Annotated in this window: 14 protein-coding genes; 4 read left to right on the forward strand and 10 right to left on the reverse strand. The window is 65.2% G+C overall.

Annotated elements, in window-relative coordinates:
* Positions 1–58: 58 nt before the first annotated feature.
* Positions 59–1,387, reverse strand: coding sequence for a dicarboxylate/amino acid:cation symporter (locus FJ930_RS02510; RefSeq protein WP_140743549.1), 1,329 nt, complete (start codon positions 1,385–1,387; stop codon positions 59–61).
* Positions 1,388–1,676: 289 nt separating this feature from the next.
* Here FJ930_RS02510 and FJ930_RS02515 point away from each other — a divergent pair, with 289 nt between their 5' ends.
* From FJ930_RS02515 to FJ930_RS02525, 3 genes are all read left to right on the forward strand, one after another.
* Positions 1,677–3,518 (forward strand): sensor histidine kinase, encoded by a 1,842-nt coding sequence (locus FJ930_RS02515; protein WP_246676789.1) that lies wholly within the window; start codon positions 1,677–1,679, stop codon positions 3,516–3,518.
* Positions 3,515–4,906, forward strand: coding sequence for a sigma-54 dependent transcriptional regulator (locus tag FJ930_RS02520; protein ID WP_141834427.1), 1,392 nt, complete (start codon positions 3,515–3,517; stop codon positions 4,904–4,906). The genes FJ930_RS02515 and FJ930_RS02520 overlap by 4 nt, the downstream gene beginning before the upstream one ends.
* Positions 4,907–4,974: 68 nt before the next feature.
* Positions 4,975–5,403, forward strand: a complete 429-nt coding sequence (locus tag FJ930_RS02525; RefSeq protein WP_140743545.1) for a GNAT family N-acetyltransferase — start codon at positions 4,975–4,977, stop codon at positions 5,401–5,403.
* On the opposite strand, the gene FJ930_RS02530 is transcribed toward FJ930_RS02525, so the two are convergent.
* The 9 genes from FJ930_RS02530 to murA form a co-directional block, all read right to left on the reverse strand.
* Positions 5,404–6,519, reverse strand: coding sequence for an anhydro-N-acetylmuramic acid kinase (locus FJ930_RS02530; RefSeq protein ID WP_141834430.1), 1,116 nt, complete (start codon positions 6,517–6,519; stop codon positions 5,404–5,406).
* Entirely contained in the window at positions 6,519–7,526 is a 1,008-nt protein-coding gene (locus tag FJ930_RS02535; protein ID WP_141834433.1) for a serine hydrolase domain-containing protein, read from the reverse strand. The genes FJ930_RS02530 and FJ930_RS02535 overlap by 1 nt, the downstream gene beginning before the upstream one ends.
* Before the next feature lie 60 nt (positions 7,527–7,586).
* Positions 7,587–9,335 carry an ABC transporter ATP-binding protein gene (locus FJ930_RS02540; protein WP_141834436.1) on the reverse strand — a complete coding sequence of 583 codons (1,749 nt, stop codon included), beginning with the start codon at positions 9,333–9,335 and terminating at the stop codon, positions 7,587–7,589.
* The gene (locus FJ930_RS02545) at positions 9,332–10,171 is read right to left on the reverse strand and encodes an ABC transporter permease (RefSeq protein ID WP_141834439.1); all 840 of its coding nucleotides are present in this window, start codon (positions 10,169–10,171) and stop codon (positions 9,332–9,334) included. Before FJ930_RS02545 ends, FJ930_RS02540 begins: the two co-directional genes overlap by 4 nt.
* The gene (locus FJ930_RS02550) at positions 10,171–11,130 is read right to left on the reverse strand and encodes an ABC transporter permease (protein WP_141834442.1); all 960 of its coding nucleotides are present in this window, start codon (positions 11,128–11,130) and stop codon (positions 10,171–10,173) included. The genes FJ930_RS02545 and FJ930_RS02550 overlap by 1 nt, the downstream gene beginning before the upstream one ends.
* 145 nt (positions 11,131–11,275) lie before the next feature.
* Positions 11,276–12,793: an ABC transporter substrate-binding protein gene (locus tag FJ930_RS02555; RefSeq protein WP_141834445.1), complete on the reverse strand. Its 1,518-nt coding sequence runs from the start codon at positions 12,791–12,793 to the stop codon at positions 11,276–11,278.
* 128 nt (positions 12,794–12,921) lie between these two features.
* Entirely contained in the window at positions 12,922–13,845 is a 924-nt protein-coding gene (gene murQ / locus FJ930_RS02560) for an N-acetylmuramic acid 6-phosphate etherase (protein WP_141834448.1), read from the reverse strand.
* A 179-nt stretch (positions 13,846–14,024) separates the two neighbouring features.
* Positions 14,025–14,906: an N-acetylglucosamine kinase gene (locus FJ930_RS02565; RefSeq protein ID WP_141834451.1), complete on the reverse strand. Its 882-nt coding sequence runs from the start codon at positions 14,904–14,906 to the stop codon at positions 14,025–14,027.
* Positions 14,903–16,159 (reverse strand): UDP-N-acetylglucosamine 1-carboxyvinyltransferase, encoded by a 1,257-nt coding sequence (gene murA, locus FJ930_RS02570; RefSeq protein ID WP_141834454.1) that lies wholly within the window; start codon positions 16,157–16,159, stop codon positions 14,903–14,905. Before murA ends, FJ930_RS02565 begins: the two co-directional genes overlap by 4 nt.
* Before the next feature lie 238 nt (positions 16,160–16,397).
* On the opposite strand from murA, the gene FJ930_RS02575 reads away from it, so the two are divergent.
* Positions 16,398–17,258 (forward strand): MurR/RpiR family transcriptional regulator, encoded by an 861-nt coding sequence (locus tag FJ930_RS02575; RefSeq protein WP_141834457.1) that lies wholly within the window; start codon positions 16,398–16,400, stop codon positions 17,256–17,258.

The following is a 17,258-nucleotide window of genomic DNA, read 5'->3' on the forward strand; positions in this document are numbered from 1 at the left end:
AAAAAATGGCCGGAGGCAGCAATGCCTCGGCCATTTCATTGCCATGTTGCCGCCCCAATCACTCGGCGGGAACGATATCCGCCGGCAGGCTGTCGTCGGCTGTTCCGGCCAATGCACTCGCAAGCTTCGCCTCGTCGAGCTCGCCTTCCCAGCGCGCGACGACCAGCGTGGCCACCGCATTGCCGACGAAGTTGGTCAGCGCCCGGCACTCCGACATGAAACGGTCGACGCCGAGGATCAGCGCCATGCCGGCGACCGGTACCGAGGGCACGACAGAAAGCGTCGCGGCAAGGGTAATGAAGCCGGCGCCGGTGATGCCGGCAGCGCCCTTCGAGGACAGCATCGCCACCAGAAGCAGCAGGATCTGGTCGCCGAAGGACAAATGGATGTTCGTTGCCTGCGCGATGAACAGCGCCGCCAGCGTCATGTAGATGTTGGTGCCGTCGAGGTTGAAGGAATAGCCGGTCGGTATGACCAGCCCGACCACCGAGCGCTTGGCGCCGGCCTTTTCCATCTTCTCCATCAGCGAGGGGAGGGCTGCTTCCGACGAGGACGTGCCCAGCACCAGCAGCAGCTCTTCCTTGATGTAGCGGATGAGCGACAGGATGGAGAAGCCGTTATAGCGGCAGACCGCGCCCAGCACGACGAACACGAAAAGGAATGACGTCGCGTAGAAGGTGCCGACCAGCATGGCGAGATTGATGACCGAGCCGATGCCGTATTTGCCGATGGTGAAGGCCATGGCGCCGAAAGCACCGATGGGGGCGGCCTTCATCAGCACGCTGACCAGCTTGAACATCGGCGCCATCAGCGCCTGCAGGAAATTGAGCACCGGCGCGCCCCTGTCGCCGACCAGCGCCAGCGCAATGCCGAACAGCACCGAGAAGAACAGCACCTGCAGGATATCGCCATCCGCGAAGGCGCCGACGATCGTGCCCGGAATGATGTTCATCAGGAAGCCGGTGACCGACTGGTCATGCGCCTTGGCGGCGTAGGTGTTGACGGTGGAGGCGTCGAGCGTCGCCGGGTCGATGTTGAAGCCGGCGCCCGGCTGCACGACATTGGCCACGACAAGGCCGATGATCAGCGCCAGTGTCGAGAAGGTGAGGAAGTAGAGCATCGCCTTGCCGGCGACGCGGCCGACCTTCTGCAGGTCGCTCATGCCGGCGATGCCGGTCGCAACCGTCAGGAAGATGACCGGGGCGATGATCATCTTGACCAGTTTGATGAAGGCGTCGCCGAGCGGCTTCATGCTCTCGCCGATCGACGGATAGTAGTGGCCGAGCAGGATGCCGACGGTGATCGCCACCAGCACCTGCACGTAGAGTTGGGCATAGAGGGGCTTGCGCTGCGCGGCGGGCGCGGCCGATTGGTCTGCGATGTGCATCGAACTCTCCCTGGCCGGATGGGCGGCAAATGCACCGCCCTGCGTGACTTCTCCCATCGCGGCGTTCCGGTCGCCCGCCGCTGGCCAGGACTTTTGCAAGCGGCGTGCCAGATCGCGGAAACACCGGAATACCGGGATTCCGGGCGTTGTTCAGCGTCCTTCGGCTGCCGCATGTGCGGATTTCCGCACATGCGGCATTTGCCTGGGCGGAATTTCGCATTAGAGTGCCTGCAAGGCCGCGACAAAAGGGAGAGGGCAGACGCCGCAAGCAGGGACCGATAGCGGCTCCGTGGGATTTGCCAGCCGCGGGTTGCTGCGCGAGGCGGTTGCCCGGCTACGCGATGGCCGCTGGTTTGTCGCCGTCGTTGCCCTTGCGATCCTTGCGGGCGCGATCGCCATTGCCGGACGCATCGCCGCCGGCCAGGCGGCCAATGATCTGCGCGACGGCGCGCTGGCCGCCATGCCGCTGGCGGCGGGAACCCTGACCGGCGAAATCGAAAAACAGCGCCTGGTGCCACTGGTGCTGGCGCGCGACGACGCGGTGCGCGATGCGTTGCGCCGGGCCGGAAAAACGGAAGAGACCGCGCTCAATGAAAAGCTGAAAGCCATTGCCGGAGATGCCTCGGCGTCCGCCATCTACGTCATCGATACGGCCGGCATCGCGATCGCCGCCAGCAATGCCGGCGAACCGACCAGCTTTGTCGGCATCGACTACAATTTTCGTCACTATTTCCAGGAGGCGATGGCGAAGGGCGCGGCCAGCCAGTACGGCCTCGGCACAATCAGCGGCCGGCCGGGGCTCTACCTTGCCGGCCGCGTCGACGATGGCGGCAAGCCACTTGGCGTCGCGGTGCTGAAGGTCGAACTCGACGGCGTGGAGGCCAATTGGCGGTCCAGCAGGTTCCTGGTTTTCGTCACCGACGAACGTGGCGTCGTGCTGGCCACCAGCCAGCCCGAATGGCGGTTTCATGCGCTGGCGCCGCTCTCCACCGAAGACGCCGCCGCTGCTCATGCGCAGCTGCAACTGCCCGATGCCGCCTTCGAACCGTTGCCGATACGGCGCGGCGCTGGTGACGGCCTGGCGACGATCGACGGCCCCGGCAAGCCGCGCCGGTTCGTCGAGGTGGTGCAGAACCTGCCCGGTGCGGTTCCCGGCTGGCGCCTCTGGCTGCTGACGCCTGCCGACGCCGCACTTTCCTCCGCCGTCAACACGGCGCGCCTGACGACGCTGCTGGGGCTGCTTCTGACGGGCTTGCTTGCCTACGTGCTCACCCGCCGCCGTCGCACGCGCCGGCTGCGGCAGGAAGCGCTGGCGCGTATGAACGCTGAACTCGAAAGCCGCGTCTCCACGCGAACGGCCGAGTTGACGCGCTCCAACACGGCCCTTGCCGGCGAAATCGCCGAGCGTGAGAGCGCCGAAGCCAAGGTGCGCAGGCTGCGTGACGATCTCGCCCAGGCCAACCGGCTTTCCATCCTCGGTCAGATCGCCGCCGGCGTCGCGCATGAGATCAACCAGCCGGTCGCCGCGATCCGCACCTATGCCGAAAATGCCGGCCGCTTCCTCGACAGCGGCAAGACCGAGCCGGCGAGCGGCAATCTGACCTCGATCGTTTCGATGACCGAGCGCATCGGCGCGATCACCGGCACCTTGCGCACCTTCGCCCGCCGGCCGGGCACCGCTGCCTCGCCGCTGCCGGTGCGCGAGGCGATCGACGGGGCACTGTCGCTGCTATCCGGCCGCATACGCGATTCCGGTGTCACCATCGTCAAGCCGCGTGGCAACGCGTCGCCGATGGTGATGGCGAGCCGCATCCGGCTGGAGCAGATCCTGGTCAACCTGCTGCAGAACGCACTGGACGCGATGAAGGACCAACCCGACCCCCGCATCGAGATCGAGCTCGCCGAGCAGGACGACAGGATTCTGATCTCGGTGCGCGACAACGGTCCAGGTCTCGGGCCGGAGGCGGCCGCCAATCTGTTCATGCCGTTCCAGACCACCAAGGAGAAGGGGCTTGGGCTCGGACTGGTGATCTCGCAGGAGATCGCCCAGGAACTGGGCGGCACGCTGCGGCTCGACCCCGGCAGCGCGGCGGGCGCGTCCTTCACCATCGATTTGAGGCGGATTGAATGACCGAGGGATCAGGGCTGGTGGCGCTCGTCGAAGACGATGCCGACCTGCTGCATGCCACCACGCAATTGCTCGAACTTGCCGGCTTCACGGTGGTCGCCCTTGATGCCGCCGAGGCGGCACTCGGCGTCATCGACAGGGATTTCGACGGTGTGGTCGTCAGCGACATCCGCATGCCCGGGATGAACGGGTTGCAGATGTTCGACCGCATCAAGGCGATCGACCCTGACATACCCGTGATCCTGGTCACCGGACATGGCGATGTCGATCTTGCGGTGGCCGCACTCAAGGATGGCGTCTATGATTTCATTCCAAAACCCTATGCGGGAGATCGCCTCGTCGAGGCACTGAGGCGGGCGAGCGAGAAGCGGCGGCTGGTGATGGAGAACCGGCGGCTGCGCGAGGCCGCGGCGCTCGCCGCCGACGGCCTGCCGCTGATCGGCGAAGCGCCCGCCATCCGGCGCCTTCGCGAGACCTTGCGCCAGATCGCCGACATGGATGTCGACGTGCTGGTGGAAGGGGAGACCGGAACCGGCAAGGAGGTGGTGGCGGACCTCTTGCACGGATGGGGCCGGCGGCGCGTCAAGCCTTTCGTGGCGCTGAATTGCGGCGCGCTGCCGGAGACCGTCATCGAAAGCGAGCTGTTCGGCCACGAGGCCGGCGCGTTCACCGGCGCGCAGCGGCGGCGGATCGGCAGCATCGAGCATTCCAGCGGTGGCACGCTGTTTCTCGACGAGATCGAATCCATGCCGCCGGCCCTGCAGGTCAAGCTGCTGCGGGTGCTGGAGACGCGCAGCCTCACCCCGCTCGGCTCCAACGAGACCCGGCGCCTCGATCTCAGGGTCGTCGCGGCGACCAAGGTCGATCTCGGCCGGCCCGACCAGCGTGGCGATTTCCGCGAGGACCTCTATTTCCGCCTTAACGTGGTGACGCTGCGCATCCCGCCGCTGCGCGAGCGGCGCGGCGACATCCCGATGCTGTTCGGGCATTTCCTGGGCAAGGCGGCGGAGCGCTTCGGCCGCCCCGTCCCGGCGGTGAACGCGGCGGTGAGCGATCATCTCCAGTCGCATACATGGCCGGGCAATGTGCGGGAACTCGCGCATTTCGCCGATCGTGTCGCGCTTGGCCTCGGGCCTGACGACGAGGCAAGCGCGGCACCCGCGCGGTTGCCGCAACCCTCGGCGGCACTGCCCGAGCGGGTCGGTCAATACGAGGCACAGCTCATCCGCGATGCGTTGCGCGACCATGGCGGTGACGTGCGCGGCGCCATCGACGCGCTCGGCGTGCCGCGCAAGACGTTCTACGACAAGCTCAAACGCTACGGCATTGCCGCTGCCGATTTTCGCAATGGCGGCGATCCGGACGCTCAATCCGTCCGAGAGCGGATATAGATATTGCGCGAGGGCATTGCGCTTCGTAACGCTTCATTCCTGCCCAGCCAAGCATTCCGGAAAGAGCCATGAACACGACACTCGAAACAACGGCGAACCCTTTGCCGGAAGACCTCGCCTTTCTCGGCGAGCGCCTGACGGCGTTCAATGACGGCGATGTCGGCGTGTCGGAAAGGAAGGCGCTGGCCGTGTTCGTGCGCGACGAGGACGGCGCGGTCGTTGCCGGCATCTCCGGCTACACGGCCTGGGGCTGGCTCTACGTGCAATGGCTGTGGGTCGATGAAAGGCTGCGCGGCCAGCACATGGCCGGCAGGATGCTGGATGCTGCCGAGCAGGAAGCTGTGGCGCGTGGCTGCCGGAACGCCTGGATCGACACCTTCAGTCCCAATGCCTCCAGGGTCTACCAGCGCCAGGGCTATCAACCCTTCGGGACGCTGGCCGATTTCCCGGTCGGCCGCAGCCGCATCTTCCTGCAGAAGAAACTTCAGCCTGCCTGATCAGCCGGCCACGCGCCCGCCGCGCATCGGCTGCGGTGCGCCGGTCGTGCTCGGGAAACTGATCGGCAGGCCGCGCAGCACGCGCACCGCCAGGAAGGCAAAACATTCGGCTTCCACCGCGTCGCCGCTCCAGCCGAGCTTCTCGGCCAGCACCACTTCGACACCGGCGCGGCTGGCGAGCATCGCCATCATCGTCGGGTTGTGACGGCCGCCGCCGCTGACCACCAATTTTTTCGGCCGGCTTGGCAAAAGGTCGAGCGCCTTGCCGACGGCGGCGGCGGTGAAGGCGGTCAGCAGGGCAGCGCCATCCTCGGCGCCCAGGCCGTCGGCCATCGCGGCGCCGAAGTCGAAACGGTCGAGCGATTTCGGATAGGGTTTGGTCAGATAGGGGTGCTGCAGCAGCTTGGCGAGCCTCACCTCATCGACCGTTCCCGCGCGGCCAAGCGCGCCGTCGCGATCCATTTCGCCGAGCCCTTTCGACTTGATGAAATCGTTGAGCGGCGCGTTGGCGGGGCCGGTGTCGAAGGCGACGACATTGTCGGCGCCGTCCCACCAGGTGATGTTGGCGACCCCGCCGAGATTGAGCACGGCCACCTCGCCGCTGGCGCCGGCGCTGCGCATCAGCGCGGTGTGATAGGCGGCGGCCAAAGGCGCGCCTTGCCCGCCGGCGCGCATGTCGGCCGAGCGGAAGTCGTAAGCGACTTTGGTACCCAGGATGGAATGCATCAGCTCGCCATCGCCAAGCTGCCGTGTCTGCCCGAGCCGTCCGACCTGCGGCGCGCGATGCAGCACCGTCTGGCCGTGAAAGCCGACGACGCCGACATCGGCCATCGTCATGCCATAGCCCTCGACCAATTCCTTCACCGCCGCCGACTGGGCACGCGTCAGCGCTTCCTCGGCCCTGCGGAAGATCGCCGGTTCGGGCCCGGTGAAATTCCAGGCCCGGGCCTCCTTCAGCGTCTCCTCCAGCAGGGAACGGATGGACGGGGGATAAGGCATCAGCCGGTAAGTGCCGAAATCGTCGATGCGCTCGCCATCGGTCTTGATCAGCGCGACGTCGATGTTGCCGTCAAGCACGGTTCCGGTCATCAGGCCGACGGCCCAGATTGGTTCCATCAATGAGCTCCATTAACGAGATCGCCGACCCGCTGGCGCAGCGAAATGATTCCGCTGTCAAAATGACGTGTCGGATGGATCCGGTTGGTGAGCAAGGTCCACGCCTTGCCGTTATCGAAATCGATCCACAGGCCGGTGCCGGTAAAGCCGGTGTGGCCGATCGTTCCCGGGCTGCACAATGCGCCACCCGACCAGCCCTCATAGGGGCATTCCCAACCATGGGTGCGGGTGTCGGACACGGGGGTGCGCATCAGCGCGATCGAGCGTTCGGATGCGCCATCGCCATCCAGCAGCCCCTGCGCGAAATCGAGCACCGAAGCTGCCGTGCCGAACAGGCCGGCATGACCCGCGCCTTGCAGCGCCGCGCAATTATCGTCATGCACCTCGCCGCAGAGTACGCGATGGCGCCAGGTGCAGTCCTCGGTCGCGGCGGCGGCGTCCGGCTCTATTGACCAGGCAAAGCCCGGACCGGGTTCCAGGTCACGGATCGTTTTGCCCGACAGCCGTTCCAGAGCCAAGCCGAGCAGGATGAAATTGATATCGGAATAGACCGGGTCGCGAGCCCGCCATTCGCGCTGCAGGATGAAGGCGCGCAGCAGATCGGGGTCGCGCCCATAAGTGTAGATCGGCTCGACGGCCGGAAAGGGCGTCTGGTGACCGAGGCACTGCCGGAACGTCACCGTCCGCTCCCAGGCCCCGGCATCGTACTGGCGCAAATCAGGCAGGACGGAGATCAGCGGCGCATCGAGATCGATGATACCATCCTCCGCCAGCGCCAGGATGCGCGGCGTCGTGAAGATGACCTTGGTCAGGGATGCGAGGTCGAACCATGTTTCGACGGTCATCGGCCGCTGCTTCGGCACGAGTTGCGCGGAGCCGATCGCCTTTATGATGCGTTCGCCGTTTGTGTCGACAATGCCAAGCACGCCGCCGGGAATGCGCCTGCCGGCCACTGCATTTGTGAGCGGTTGGAATGCGCGGTCGAAGAGCTGGCCGAGGTCACTCAATGCCGACCTCCATCTGAATGGTCGCGCTCCGTCGCACCCCCCTCTGTCCCGCAAACATGTCTAAGTTTCCACCCTCACTATATGATCTGCGCCCAACAGCTCCCACTTCGCCGGCGCCGGCTCAAACCCCTGCGGGCGCACCAGCGAGGGCACCTGGCGCGTGTCGATTTCGAAATGCTCGCGTCGTCGGTCGATGGTCGGAACGGCGGCGATCAGTTTCTTCGTATAGGAATGTTTCGGCTTCGACAGCACCGAGGTCGCGTCACCAATCTCGACGATCTGGCCGGCATAGATGACGGCGATCCGGTGGGCGATCCGCTCGACCACCGCCATGTCGTGCGAGATGAACAGATAGGCGAGCCCAAACTCGCGCTGCAGGTCTACCAGCAGCTCCAGCACCTTGGCCTGCACCGAGACGTCGAGCGCCGACACCGCTTCATCGAGAACCACGACGGACGGGTTGAGCATCAGCGCACGGGCGATGCACAGCCTCTGCCGCTGGCCGCCGGAAAATTCGTGGGGATAGCGCTGCAGGCTGTTCTTCGGCAAGCCGACGCGTTCGAGCAGGCTCGCCATCCTGGCACGCGTCTCGGTATCCACACGACCACCGGTGGCGATCACCGGTTCGGCCAGGATGCTTTCGATGGTCAGTCTCGGGTTGAGCGAAGCGTAGGGGTTCTGGAACACCATCTGCACCGGCTTGGCGCTGCGCTCGGCCGAGGCCGTTCGCGTGCTGACCGAAAAGCTGCCGCGCGTCGACCGCACCAGCCCCAGAACCGCCTTTGCTGTGGTGGATTTGCCCGAACCGCTTTCGCCGACGATCGCCAGCGTCTCACCCGGCATCAGGTCGAAGTCGACACCATCGACGGCGTGCACCGCGCCGGTGGCGCGGCTGAAGAAATTGCTCTTGAGCGGAAACCGCACCACGAGGCCGTCGACCTTCAAGGCCGGCTCCGCGCCTGCATCCTTGTCGCGCTGCCCGTCCGCGCGCGTCGCGCGGCCGTTGGCGAAATGCGGCACGGCGTGCAGCAAATGCTGCGTGTAGGGATGCCGCGGATTGTCGAGGATCTGGTTCAGCTCGCCCTGTTCGACGGCCTGTCCGTTCTGCATCACCATCACCTTGTCGGCGATGCCGGCAACCAGGCCGATATCATGGGTGATGAAGATCATCGACATGGCGCTTTCGCGCTTCAGTTCGGCCAGCAGCGCCATGATCTGCGCCTGCACGGTGACGTCGAGCGCGGTCGTCGGCTCATCCGCGATTAGCAGGCGCGGATTGCAGGCCAGCGCAATGGCGATCATCACCCTTTGCAGCATGCCGCCCGACAGCTGGTTGGGCGTGTATTTCAACCGCCGCGCGGCATCGGGAATGCGCACGCGGTCGAGCGCGTCCCTGGCTGCGGCCGTGGCTTGCCGGCCGGTCAGACCGCGATGCAGCCGGAACGATTCCTCGATCTGCGAACCGATCGTCAGCACCGGATTGAGCGAGGTCATCGGTTCCTGGAAGATCATGCCGATCTCGGCGCCGCGAATGCCGGTCAGTTGCGGCTCGGTCGCGCTCATCAGGTCGAAGATGGTGCCGTTGGCCCGCTTCAGTTGCATCGAGCCGCCGGTGATGCGGCCGCCGCCGAAATCGATGAGCCGGTTGATCGACAGCGCTGTGACGGACTTGCCCGAGCCACTTTCGCCGACAATGGCCAGCGTCTCGCCATCGGCCAGGTCGAAACTGACGCCGCGCACCACCTCGTTGGCCTGCGGATTGCGGCCGAAGCCGACGCGAAGGTCGCGGATAGATAGAAGCGGGGTCATGCCGGCGCCCTCCGCATCTTCGGGTCGAGTATATCGCGCAGGGCATCACCAAGCAGGTTGAAGCCGAGGATGCTGATCATGATCGTCAGGCCCGGGAAGATCATCAGCCAGGGCGCGGTTTCCATCAGATTGCGGCTGTCGCTCAGCATCAAGCCGAGCGAGGCGGCCGGCGGCTGCGTACCGAGACCCAGGAAGCTCAAGCCCGCCTCGGTGAGCAGCGCCCAGGCCAGCGCCAGCGTCACTTGTACCGTCAAGGGCGCCACCAGATTGAGCAGCAGGTGGCGCGTGACAATATAGCTCGAACTGCTGCCGAAGGTGCGCGCGGCATCAACGAATTCGCGGGCCTTGAGCGATAAAGCAGGGCCGCGCACGACGCGGGTGAAGATCGGCGTGTAGACGATGCCGATGGCAACGACGCTGGTCCATGTGCCCGGTCCTGCAACGGTGACGATGAGCAGCGCCAGCAGGATCGCGGGGAAGGCGAGCAGCACATCCATGATCCGCATCACCGCCCCGTCCCAGCGCCGGCCGAGCCAGGCGGCCGCCAGCCCGAGCACGGTTCCGGCAAGGGCCGCGAAGGCCACCGAGAAGAAGGCGACCGTGAAGGATTGTCCAATGCCCGCCATCAGGCGGCTGGCCACATCGCGCCCGAACAGATCGGTGCCCATCCAGTAGGCGGCGCTGGGTGCGTGCAGGCGATCGACGCGGTATTGCGTGATCGGATTGTGCGGCGTCAGCCCCACCAGGCCGAGGATCGCGACCATGAGATAGACGCCGACGATGATGCCGCCGATGCGGCCGCTGCCATGGCCCAAGATGGCGCGCAGGATACGCATCACTGTTCTCCCAGCCGGATGCGCGGATCGAGCGCGACATAGGCGAGGTCGACCAGGAGATTAACGATCATGAAGTTGAAGGCAATGAACAGCACGCTTCCCTGCACCAGCGCGTAGTCGCGCTGCAGGATCGCGTCGAGCACCATGCGTCCGAGACCGGGCAGGGCATAGATATGCTCGACGATGACAGCGCCGCCCAGGAGATAGCCGAACTCGATGCCGCTCAGCGTCACGACCGGGATCAGCGCGTTGGGGAGCGCATGCCGCCAGATGACGCTGCGCGCCGGCGCGCCCTTGCTGCGCGCGGTGCGCACATAGTCGTCGCTCAACACGTCGAGCATCGCCGAGCGCGATATGCGCGTGACTGACGCCGCGAAGGCGAAGCCGAGGGTGATTGCCGGCAGGACCAGCTGGCTGAGATTGCGCAGGGGATCTTGCCGGAGCGGCGCGAATTCGCCCATTGCCGGCAATACGCCGAAGCCGGCCGACAGCGTGTAGATGATCAACAGGCCAAGCACGAAGCTCGGCGTCGACTGGCCGATCATGGCGACGATGCGCACCCCGAGATCGGAAGGCTTCTCATTGTGCGTGGCGGCGTAGATCCCGGCCGGCATGCCGACGGCGAGCGCGATGATCATCGACAGGAGAGCCAGCTCCAGCGTCAGCGGGAAGCGCTCGAGGATGACGTCGAGGACCGGCCTGCCATAGGTAACGGAGATGCCAAAATTGCCGTGCAGGATGCCGCCGATCCAGCGCCAGTACTGGACGAACCAGGGCTGGTCGATGCCGAAATAGGCGGCAAGCGAGTCCCGCTGCGCTGGCGTCAGCAGGCCGGCTTCGGTACCCAGCATCGCCGTGATCGAATCGCCCGGCACCATCCGGATCGCGACGAAGACCAGGATGGATACGCCAAGCAGGACGAGAGGAAACGCCGCCAGTCGTCGCATCAGATAGTTCACGCGAAGAAGTCCTCTCGTCTAGAGCATGATGCGGAAAAGTGAAGCGGTTTTCGGATGACATCATGCTCTATCTTTTGATCCAGAGGCGGATTCAGATTTCAGGTCGATTCGACCTGAAATCATCCGACTCTAGGGCCTGCGGCGGCTACTGCTGGATGGTAACCTTGCTCAGGCTGAACAGCGTGCCCGTCGGCGTCGGTGTGAAGCCCGCAATGTTCTTCTGCTGGGCCGTGTAGCTGTAGGACGTGTAGAGCCATATCCATGGCGACACTTCGGCGAGGTGCTTTTCGAACTCGGCGAAGATCGCCTTGCGTTTCGCCGGATCGGTCTCGGCGCGGCCCTTTTGCATCAGGCTGTCGAGCGTGTCGTCGATATAGTTCGCCACCTTCTGCAAATTGCCCGTCTTGGTCCAATAGCGATTGTACATCGTGTAGGGGTCGGCGCGGCCCCCGTTGAGCGCGATCGCCATGTCGAAATCGCCCTTCAGCCAGGCATCGACATAGACGTTGAGCTCCATCATCTTGATGTCGAGCTTGACGCCGATTTCGGCCAGTTGCGACTGTATGACCTGGGCTTCCGCCGCGGCCGTCGGCGGCTCGCCGGTGGCGCCGATCACGGTCGCCGAAAAGCCATCGGCCAAACCCGCTTCCGCCATCAGCTTCTTGGCCTTTTCGACATCGCGCTTGTAACAGAACAACTGGCTCGGATCGGTCGCCAGCGCCGGGATGGTCAGCGGTCCGGTGACCTTGCCCTCGCCGAGCGAGGCGGTGTCCAGCACCTCCTGCCGGTCGATGGCGCAGGAGATCGCCTGGCGCACCTTGAGCTCGGTCATCGGCTTGCGCGATGGATTGAGCTGTAGGACGTGATAGGCCAGCACCGGCACGCGGTTGAGCTGGAGGCTGGGTTCCTTTGGCACCAGCGTGGCGACAAGCGGGTCATTGAGCAGCGCGAAATCGACCTGCTTGGTGCGCATGGCGGCGAGGATCGCCGCCTCGTCGGGCAGCACGCTGATCTCGATGCCGTCGACGCCGGTCGCGCCGCCGGCCCACTCCTTGTTGGCGCTCAGCACTTCCTTAGCGTTGGGATCCCATTTGTCGAGCTTGAAGGGTCCCGAGCCGACCGCCTTGGTGCCGATCGAGCCGGCCTTGATTTCAGCCGCCGGAACGATGGCCGCGTTGACGTCGCTCATCGCCGTCAGGATCGGCACGTCGGGCTGCGACAAATGGAAGACGACGGTCGTCGCGTCAGGTGTATCGATGCTCGCGATCGACAGGAAATTCGCACGGGCGGCCGCACCCGTCTTCTCGTCGAGGATGCGCTCGAAGGAGGCCTTGACGTCGGCGGAGGTGACCGCCGTGCCGTCCTGGAATTTCGCCTTGGGGTCGAGCTTGAAGGTCAGTTCCTTGCCGTCCTTGGAGAATTCCCAGGACGTGGCGATGGCGGGGACGATCTGCAGGCTGGCGTCGACCCGCACCAATGGCTCATAGATCAGTTCCAGGAGCCGCAGCGACGAAAAGGCCGTCTGCTTGTGTGGGTCAAGCCCGGTGGCGTCCTGCGACCATGCCATATGCAGCGTCGCCGCCTGCGCCGAAACCGTCGCGATGCCGAGCATCGCCGCCACGGCGAAGCCCGACAGCAATGTTCTTATGAGGTGCCTTACCATTGTTTTCGTCTCCCATTATGGTTTTGAACTCGATGCCTTGCAGTTTCCACCGACCGCTTCCAAGACACACATGCTTTGGAGTATCGGCCCAGTCTAAGCGGCTTCACGCCGTCTTGTCTCATGCGCCATCATGCCGTCATCTCGGTGATCGCTTTTCGCAGGAATCCCCCAGCCTTGCCGAGCGCGGTGCGAGCCTCTTCGACGCCCGCGCCGGTGATCGTCACCAGGATGGCCAGCTTGACGTCGTTGCCGGTCTGGTCGAGAGCGTGCCGTGCCTGAGGCGCAGTGCAGCCGGTCGTCTGCATGACCATCCTGATCGCCCTGGCCACCAGTTTCTTGTTGGAAGGGTTGAGGTCGACCATCAGGTTCTGAAAACTCTTGCCGATGCGGATCATCGAGGCGGTGGTCAGCATGTTGAGCACCAGCTTCTGCGCGGTTCCCGACTTCAGCCGTGTCGAGCCGGTAAGCACTTCGGGGCCGACGACCGGGGAGATGGCGATGTCGGCGATGCCGGCGATGGTCGACGCCGGATTGCACGAGAGGGCGACCGTCGTTGCACCGATTTGCCTGGCATAGTTCAGCCCGCCGATGACGTAGGGCGTGCGTCCGCTGACCGCGATGCCGACAACAACGTCGTCGGGTGCGAGGCCGATCTCCCGCAGCGCCTGTGCGCCCATCTTCGGATCGTCCTCGGCGCCCTCGATCGACCGCACCAGCGCGTCGGAACCACCTGCGATGAGGCCGACAACCATGCCTTCCGGCACGCGGAAGGTCGGCGGGCATTCCGAAGCATCGAGAACCCCGAGCCGCCCGCTGGTGCCGGCACCGATGTAGATCAGCCGCGCGCCTTTCTGGAAGGCAAGCACGATCCGGTCGACCGCCGCCGCGATTTCCGGCAGCACCTTTTCGACAGCCGCCGGGACAACCCTATCCTCGTCATTGATCTTGCGCAGGACGTCGATGGTCGGCAGCAGGTCGATGTCGACAGTTCTCGGGTTCCGGCCTTCGGAGACCAGCCGGTCCAGCTCGGACATCAACCTTTGTTCAGTCATCTCGGTGCTTTCAAATCGCGCCGCACGGCGGGCGTCGAATATGGATCTTCGGCCGGTGCCAGTGGCACGGATGAATCAATCCGCCTGTCGCCATTCAGTCTCTGTTGTTAACTTTTTAGAATTTGATATTCGCACCGTCAACAAATTTTTGGAATATTTTATTCCTTCTCCTGCGAAGCCTACCGTGTGCGGAGTGACCGTCTGGCAAGAATGATCGCGCCGGATACGGCGTCGCCATCCGCGGGCTTGAGCCGGCGCCGGACATCGGGGGAGAGCCAGGGTTCGAGCGGGCTGGCGAGGCCGCCCAGCAAGGTCACGCGCGGCGCGCCTTTCTCGAACAGCACCCGCACCAGCGTGTCGATCTGCTCGGCGGCCCCTTGCACGATGCGCCGTCCGACAGGGTCGCCCTGGTCGGCATGGCGCATCACCATCGGCGCCAGCGCCGCGTAATCCGTGGCGCTGGCGCGGTCCATCCAGGCGACGGCTTCCATCGGGTCACCCTCGAAGCGCTGCATCACCTCCGCCAGCAGCGCCGTCCGCTCGTGCCGGCCGTCATGCGCGCGCAACGCCAATTGCACGGCCTTCAGCCCAAGATCGGCACCGCTGCCCTCGTCGGAGATCGGAAATCCGTAACCGCCGGCGCGCAGGTCGCGGCCTTCGACAAAGCCGAGGCCGATCGAACCGGTGCCCGCAATGACGATGGCGCCGTCGAGGCCGGAATGCGCGCCAAGACAGGCGCCGACGCCGTCGCTGACGAAATCGATGCTGGCAAACGGATGCGCGATCGCCCGCAGCGCCGCCAGCGCACCCATGCGGCCGATGCCGGCAAGGCAGATGCCGGCGCGGATCCGGGCGGTTTCGGCCGGGCCGAATCCTGTCTCCTCGATCGCCGCGGCGAACGCCTTTGCAATGGAGGCCCAGGCCGCGTCGATGCCGAGCCGGGTTGTCGCCGGGCCGGACAGACCCTGTCCCAGCACGGTGCCCTCGGCATCCTCGATGCGGGCTCGGCAGCCGGTGCCGCCGCCGTCGACACCGAGGAAATAAATCGCGCCGCCGCTCATGCGCCCAGCCGCTCGATGTCGGCGCCGCACAGACGCAGTTTGCGGTCCAGTTGTTCATAGCCGCGGTCAAGATGATAGACGCGGTTGATGGTTGTCTCGCCCTCGGCGATCAGTGCCGCCAGCACCAGCGACACCGAAGCGCGCAGGTCGGTGGCCATCACCTGCGCGCCGTGCAGTTCCGCGCCACCGCGCACCAGCGCCGTCGTGCCCTGCAGCTTGATGTTGGCGCCGAGCCGCATCAGTTCCGGAACATGCATGAAGCGGTTCTCGAAGATGGTTTCGCGCAGCAGCGACGCGCCGTCCGCGCAACACATCAGCGCCATGAACTGCGCCTGCAGGTCGGTTGGAAAACCCGGATAAGGTTCCGTCGTGAGGTCGGCGGCCTTGAGCGGCCGCTCGCGCGACACGATGAGGCCGCGGTCCCCGGGCCAGACGCTGACGCCGGTGGCCTCCAGCAATTGCACGACAGAGGCCATGTGCTCGAGCCGGGCATGGGTCAATTCGAGCTGCCCGCCGGTGATCGCCGCGGCGATGGCATAAGTGCCGGCCTCGATGCGGTCCGGGATGATGTCATGCCTGGCGGCATGCCAGCCTGTATCGCCCGCGATCAGGATGCGGTGCGTGCCGGCGCCTTCGATGCGTGCCCCCATGGCGTTGAGGCAGGCGGCGAGATCGGCCACTTCCGGTTCGCGCGCCGCGTTGAGGACCTCGGTTTCGCCCTTGGCCGTGGTCGCGGCCATTATCGCGGTTTCCGTTGCCCCGACCGATGGCGAGCTCAAGACGATGCGTGTGCCGGTGAGCCCGTTCGGCGCTGAAGCGACGATCAAGCCGTTCTCGATGGCGATTCGGGCGCCGAGTGCCGCGAGCGCGGCGACATGCATGTCGATCGGCCGCGCGCCGATCGCGCAGCCGCCCGGCAGCGAAACCCGCGCATGGCCGAACCGGGCAAGCAGCGGCGCCAGCACCAGCACCGTCGCTCGCATCTTCCGCACCGTGTCGTAGGACGTCTCCTTGGAAACGGCGGCACTGGTGTCGATCGTCGCGGCATGCGCCGACCGCGTCACCTCGGCGCCGTGAAGCCGCACCACGCCGAGCATGTTCTCGACGTCGGTCACTTCCGGCAGATTGGTCAGTTCGAGCGGGTAGGGGCTGAGCAGGGCGGCCGCGATCTGCGGCAAAGCGGCATTCTTGGCGCCGGAGATCGTCACCGCGCCTTGCAGTCTTTGTCCGCCGACGATCCGCAGTCTGTCCATGGCTGATACCTTGTGTGGCGAAGCGGGCGGCCGTCCGGCTCGCTTTCGGGAGCCGGTCTCGAACCCCGAGCTTTCGCCGGTCCAGTCGGAGAATTAATTCTGCGTTCTTGGCTGTCAATCGGAATTGGAATAATTTATTCCTCTGACGTCGAGCACCGGAGCACTAAATCAAAGGGATGGAGCATGATGTCGTCCGAAAACCGCTTCACACTTTTCGGCACCACGCTCTAGAGGATCCATGTCCGTTCTGAAGAAGATCAACGCGAAGCTTGACGGCATGGCGCCTGGCGATCGTGAGATCGGCCAGTACATCGTCGACAATCCCGACCGGATGCTGCGGCTGTCGACGGCCGCCCTCGCGGCCGAGATCGGCCGCAGCCAGTCGAGTGTGGTCAAGTTCAGCCAGAAGCTCGGCTATGCCAGCTACCAGGAGCTCAAGCTCGCCGTCAGCGAGGCCAAGGCGCGGGATTGGCAGGTGCCGGCGGGCGTCATCCACGGTTCCATCGAGGTCGGCGACGGTTTTCCGGTCATCCTGAAGAAGCTGATCGGCAGCAAGCTTCTGTCGATGCAGCAGACCGTCGCCGCCAACAGCGAACGCATCATCTCCCGGACGCTGGACCTGCTGGATGGCGCGCGCCGCATCCATCTGGTCGGCGTCGGCGCCTCCTCGCTGGTGGCGCGCGATTTCTCCTACAAGCTGATGAAGCTCGGCCGCAACGTCCTGCATGACAGCGACAGCCACATCCAGATGGCCAATGTCTCGACGCTTGGGGAGGGCGACGTGCTGTTCGCGCTGTCCTATTCCGGCGCCAGCATTGAAACCTTGCGCATCGCCGAGCTTGCCCGCAAGCGCGGCACGACGGTGATCGCCGTCACCGGCTTGGACGACAATCCGCTGAGCCGCGTCGCCGACATCCGCCTTTACACCATCGCCGATGAAGAGCGTGCGCGCTCCTCCTCTATCACCGCGCGCGACGCGCAGCTGACGCTGACGGACCTGCTGTTCATCCTGCTGCTGCAGAGGCAGCCGGACGCCAACGATTATGTCCACAACAGCGAAGCGGCGGTCTCGGTGCTGAAGGCCGAGCGATCGCCGTAA

Source organism: Mesorhizobium sp. B2-4-15 (assembly GCF_006658505.1).
In the GTDB taxonomy this organism is placed as follows: domain Bacteria; phylum Pseudomonadota; class Alphaproteobacteria; order Rhizobiales; family Rhizobiaceae; genus Mesorhizobium.

Bases quoted from the DNA above. Each gene is read 5' to 3' on its own strand.
- FJ930_RS02510 (WP_140743549.1), bottom strand. From the start codon at position 1,387: ATGCACATCGCAGACCAATCGGCCGCGCCCGCCGCGCAGCGCAAGCCC.
- FJ930_RS02520 (WP_141834427.1), top strand. From the start codon at position 3,515: ATGACCGAGGGATCAGGGCTGGTGGCGCTCGTCGAAGACGATGCCGAC.
- FJ930_RS02525 (WP_140743545.1), top strand. From the start codon at position 4,975: ATGAACACGACACTCGAAACAACGGCGAACCCTTTGCCGGAAGACCTC.
- FJ930_RS02530 (WP_141834430.1), bottom strand. From the start codon at position 6,519: ATGGAACCAATCTGGGCCGTCGGCCTGATGACCGGAACCGTGCTTGAC.
- FJ930_RS02540 (WP_141834436.1), bottom strand. From the start codon at position 9,335: ATGACCCCGCTTCTATCTATCCGCGACCTTCGCGTCGGCTTCGGCCGC.
- FJ930_RS02545 (WP_141834439.1), bottom strand. From the start codon at position 10,171: ATGCGTATCCTGCGCGCCATCTTGGGCCATGGCAGCGGCCGCATCGGC.
- FJ930_RS02555 (WP_141834445.1), bottom strand. From the start codon at position 12,793: ATGGTAAGGCACCTCATAAGAACATTGCTGTCGGGCTTCGCCGTGGCG.
- murQ (WP_141834448.1), bottom strand. From the start codon at position 13,845: ATGACTGAACAAAGGTTGATGTCCGAGCTGGACCGGCTGGTCTCCGAA.
- FJ930_RS02565 (WP_141834451.1), bottom strand. From the start codon at position 14,906: ATGAGCGGCGGCGCGATTTATTTCCTCGGTGTCGACGGCGGCGGCACC.
- murA (WP_141834454.1), bottom strand. From the start codon at position 16,159: ATGGACAGACTGCGGATCGTCGGCGGACAAAGACTGCAAGGCGCGGTG.
- FJ930_RS02575 (WP_141834457.1), top strand. From the start codon at position 16,398: ATGTCCGTTCTGAAGAAGATCAACGCGAAGCTTGACGGCATGGCGCCT.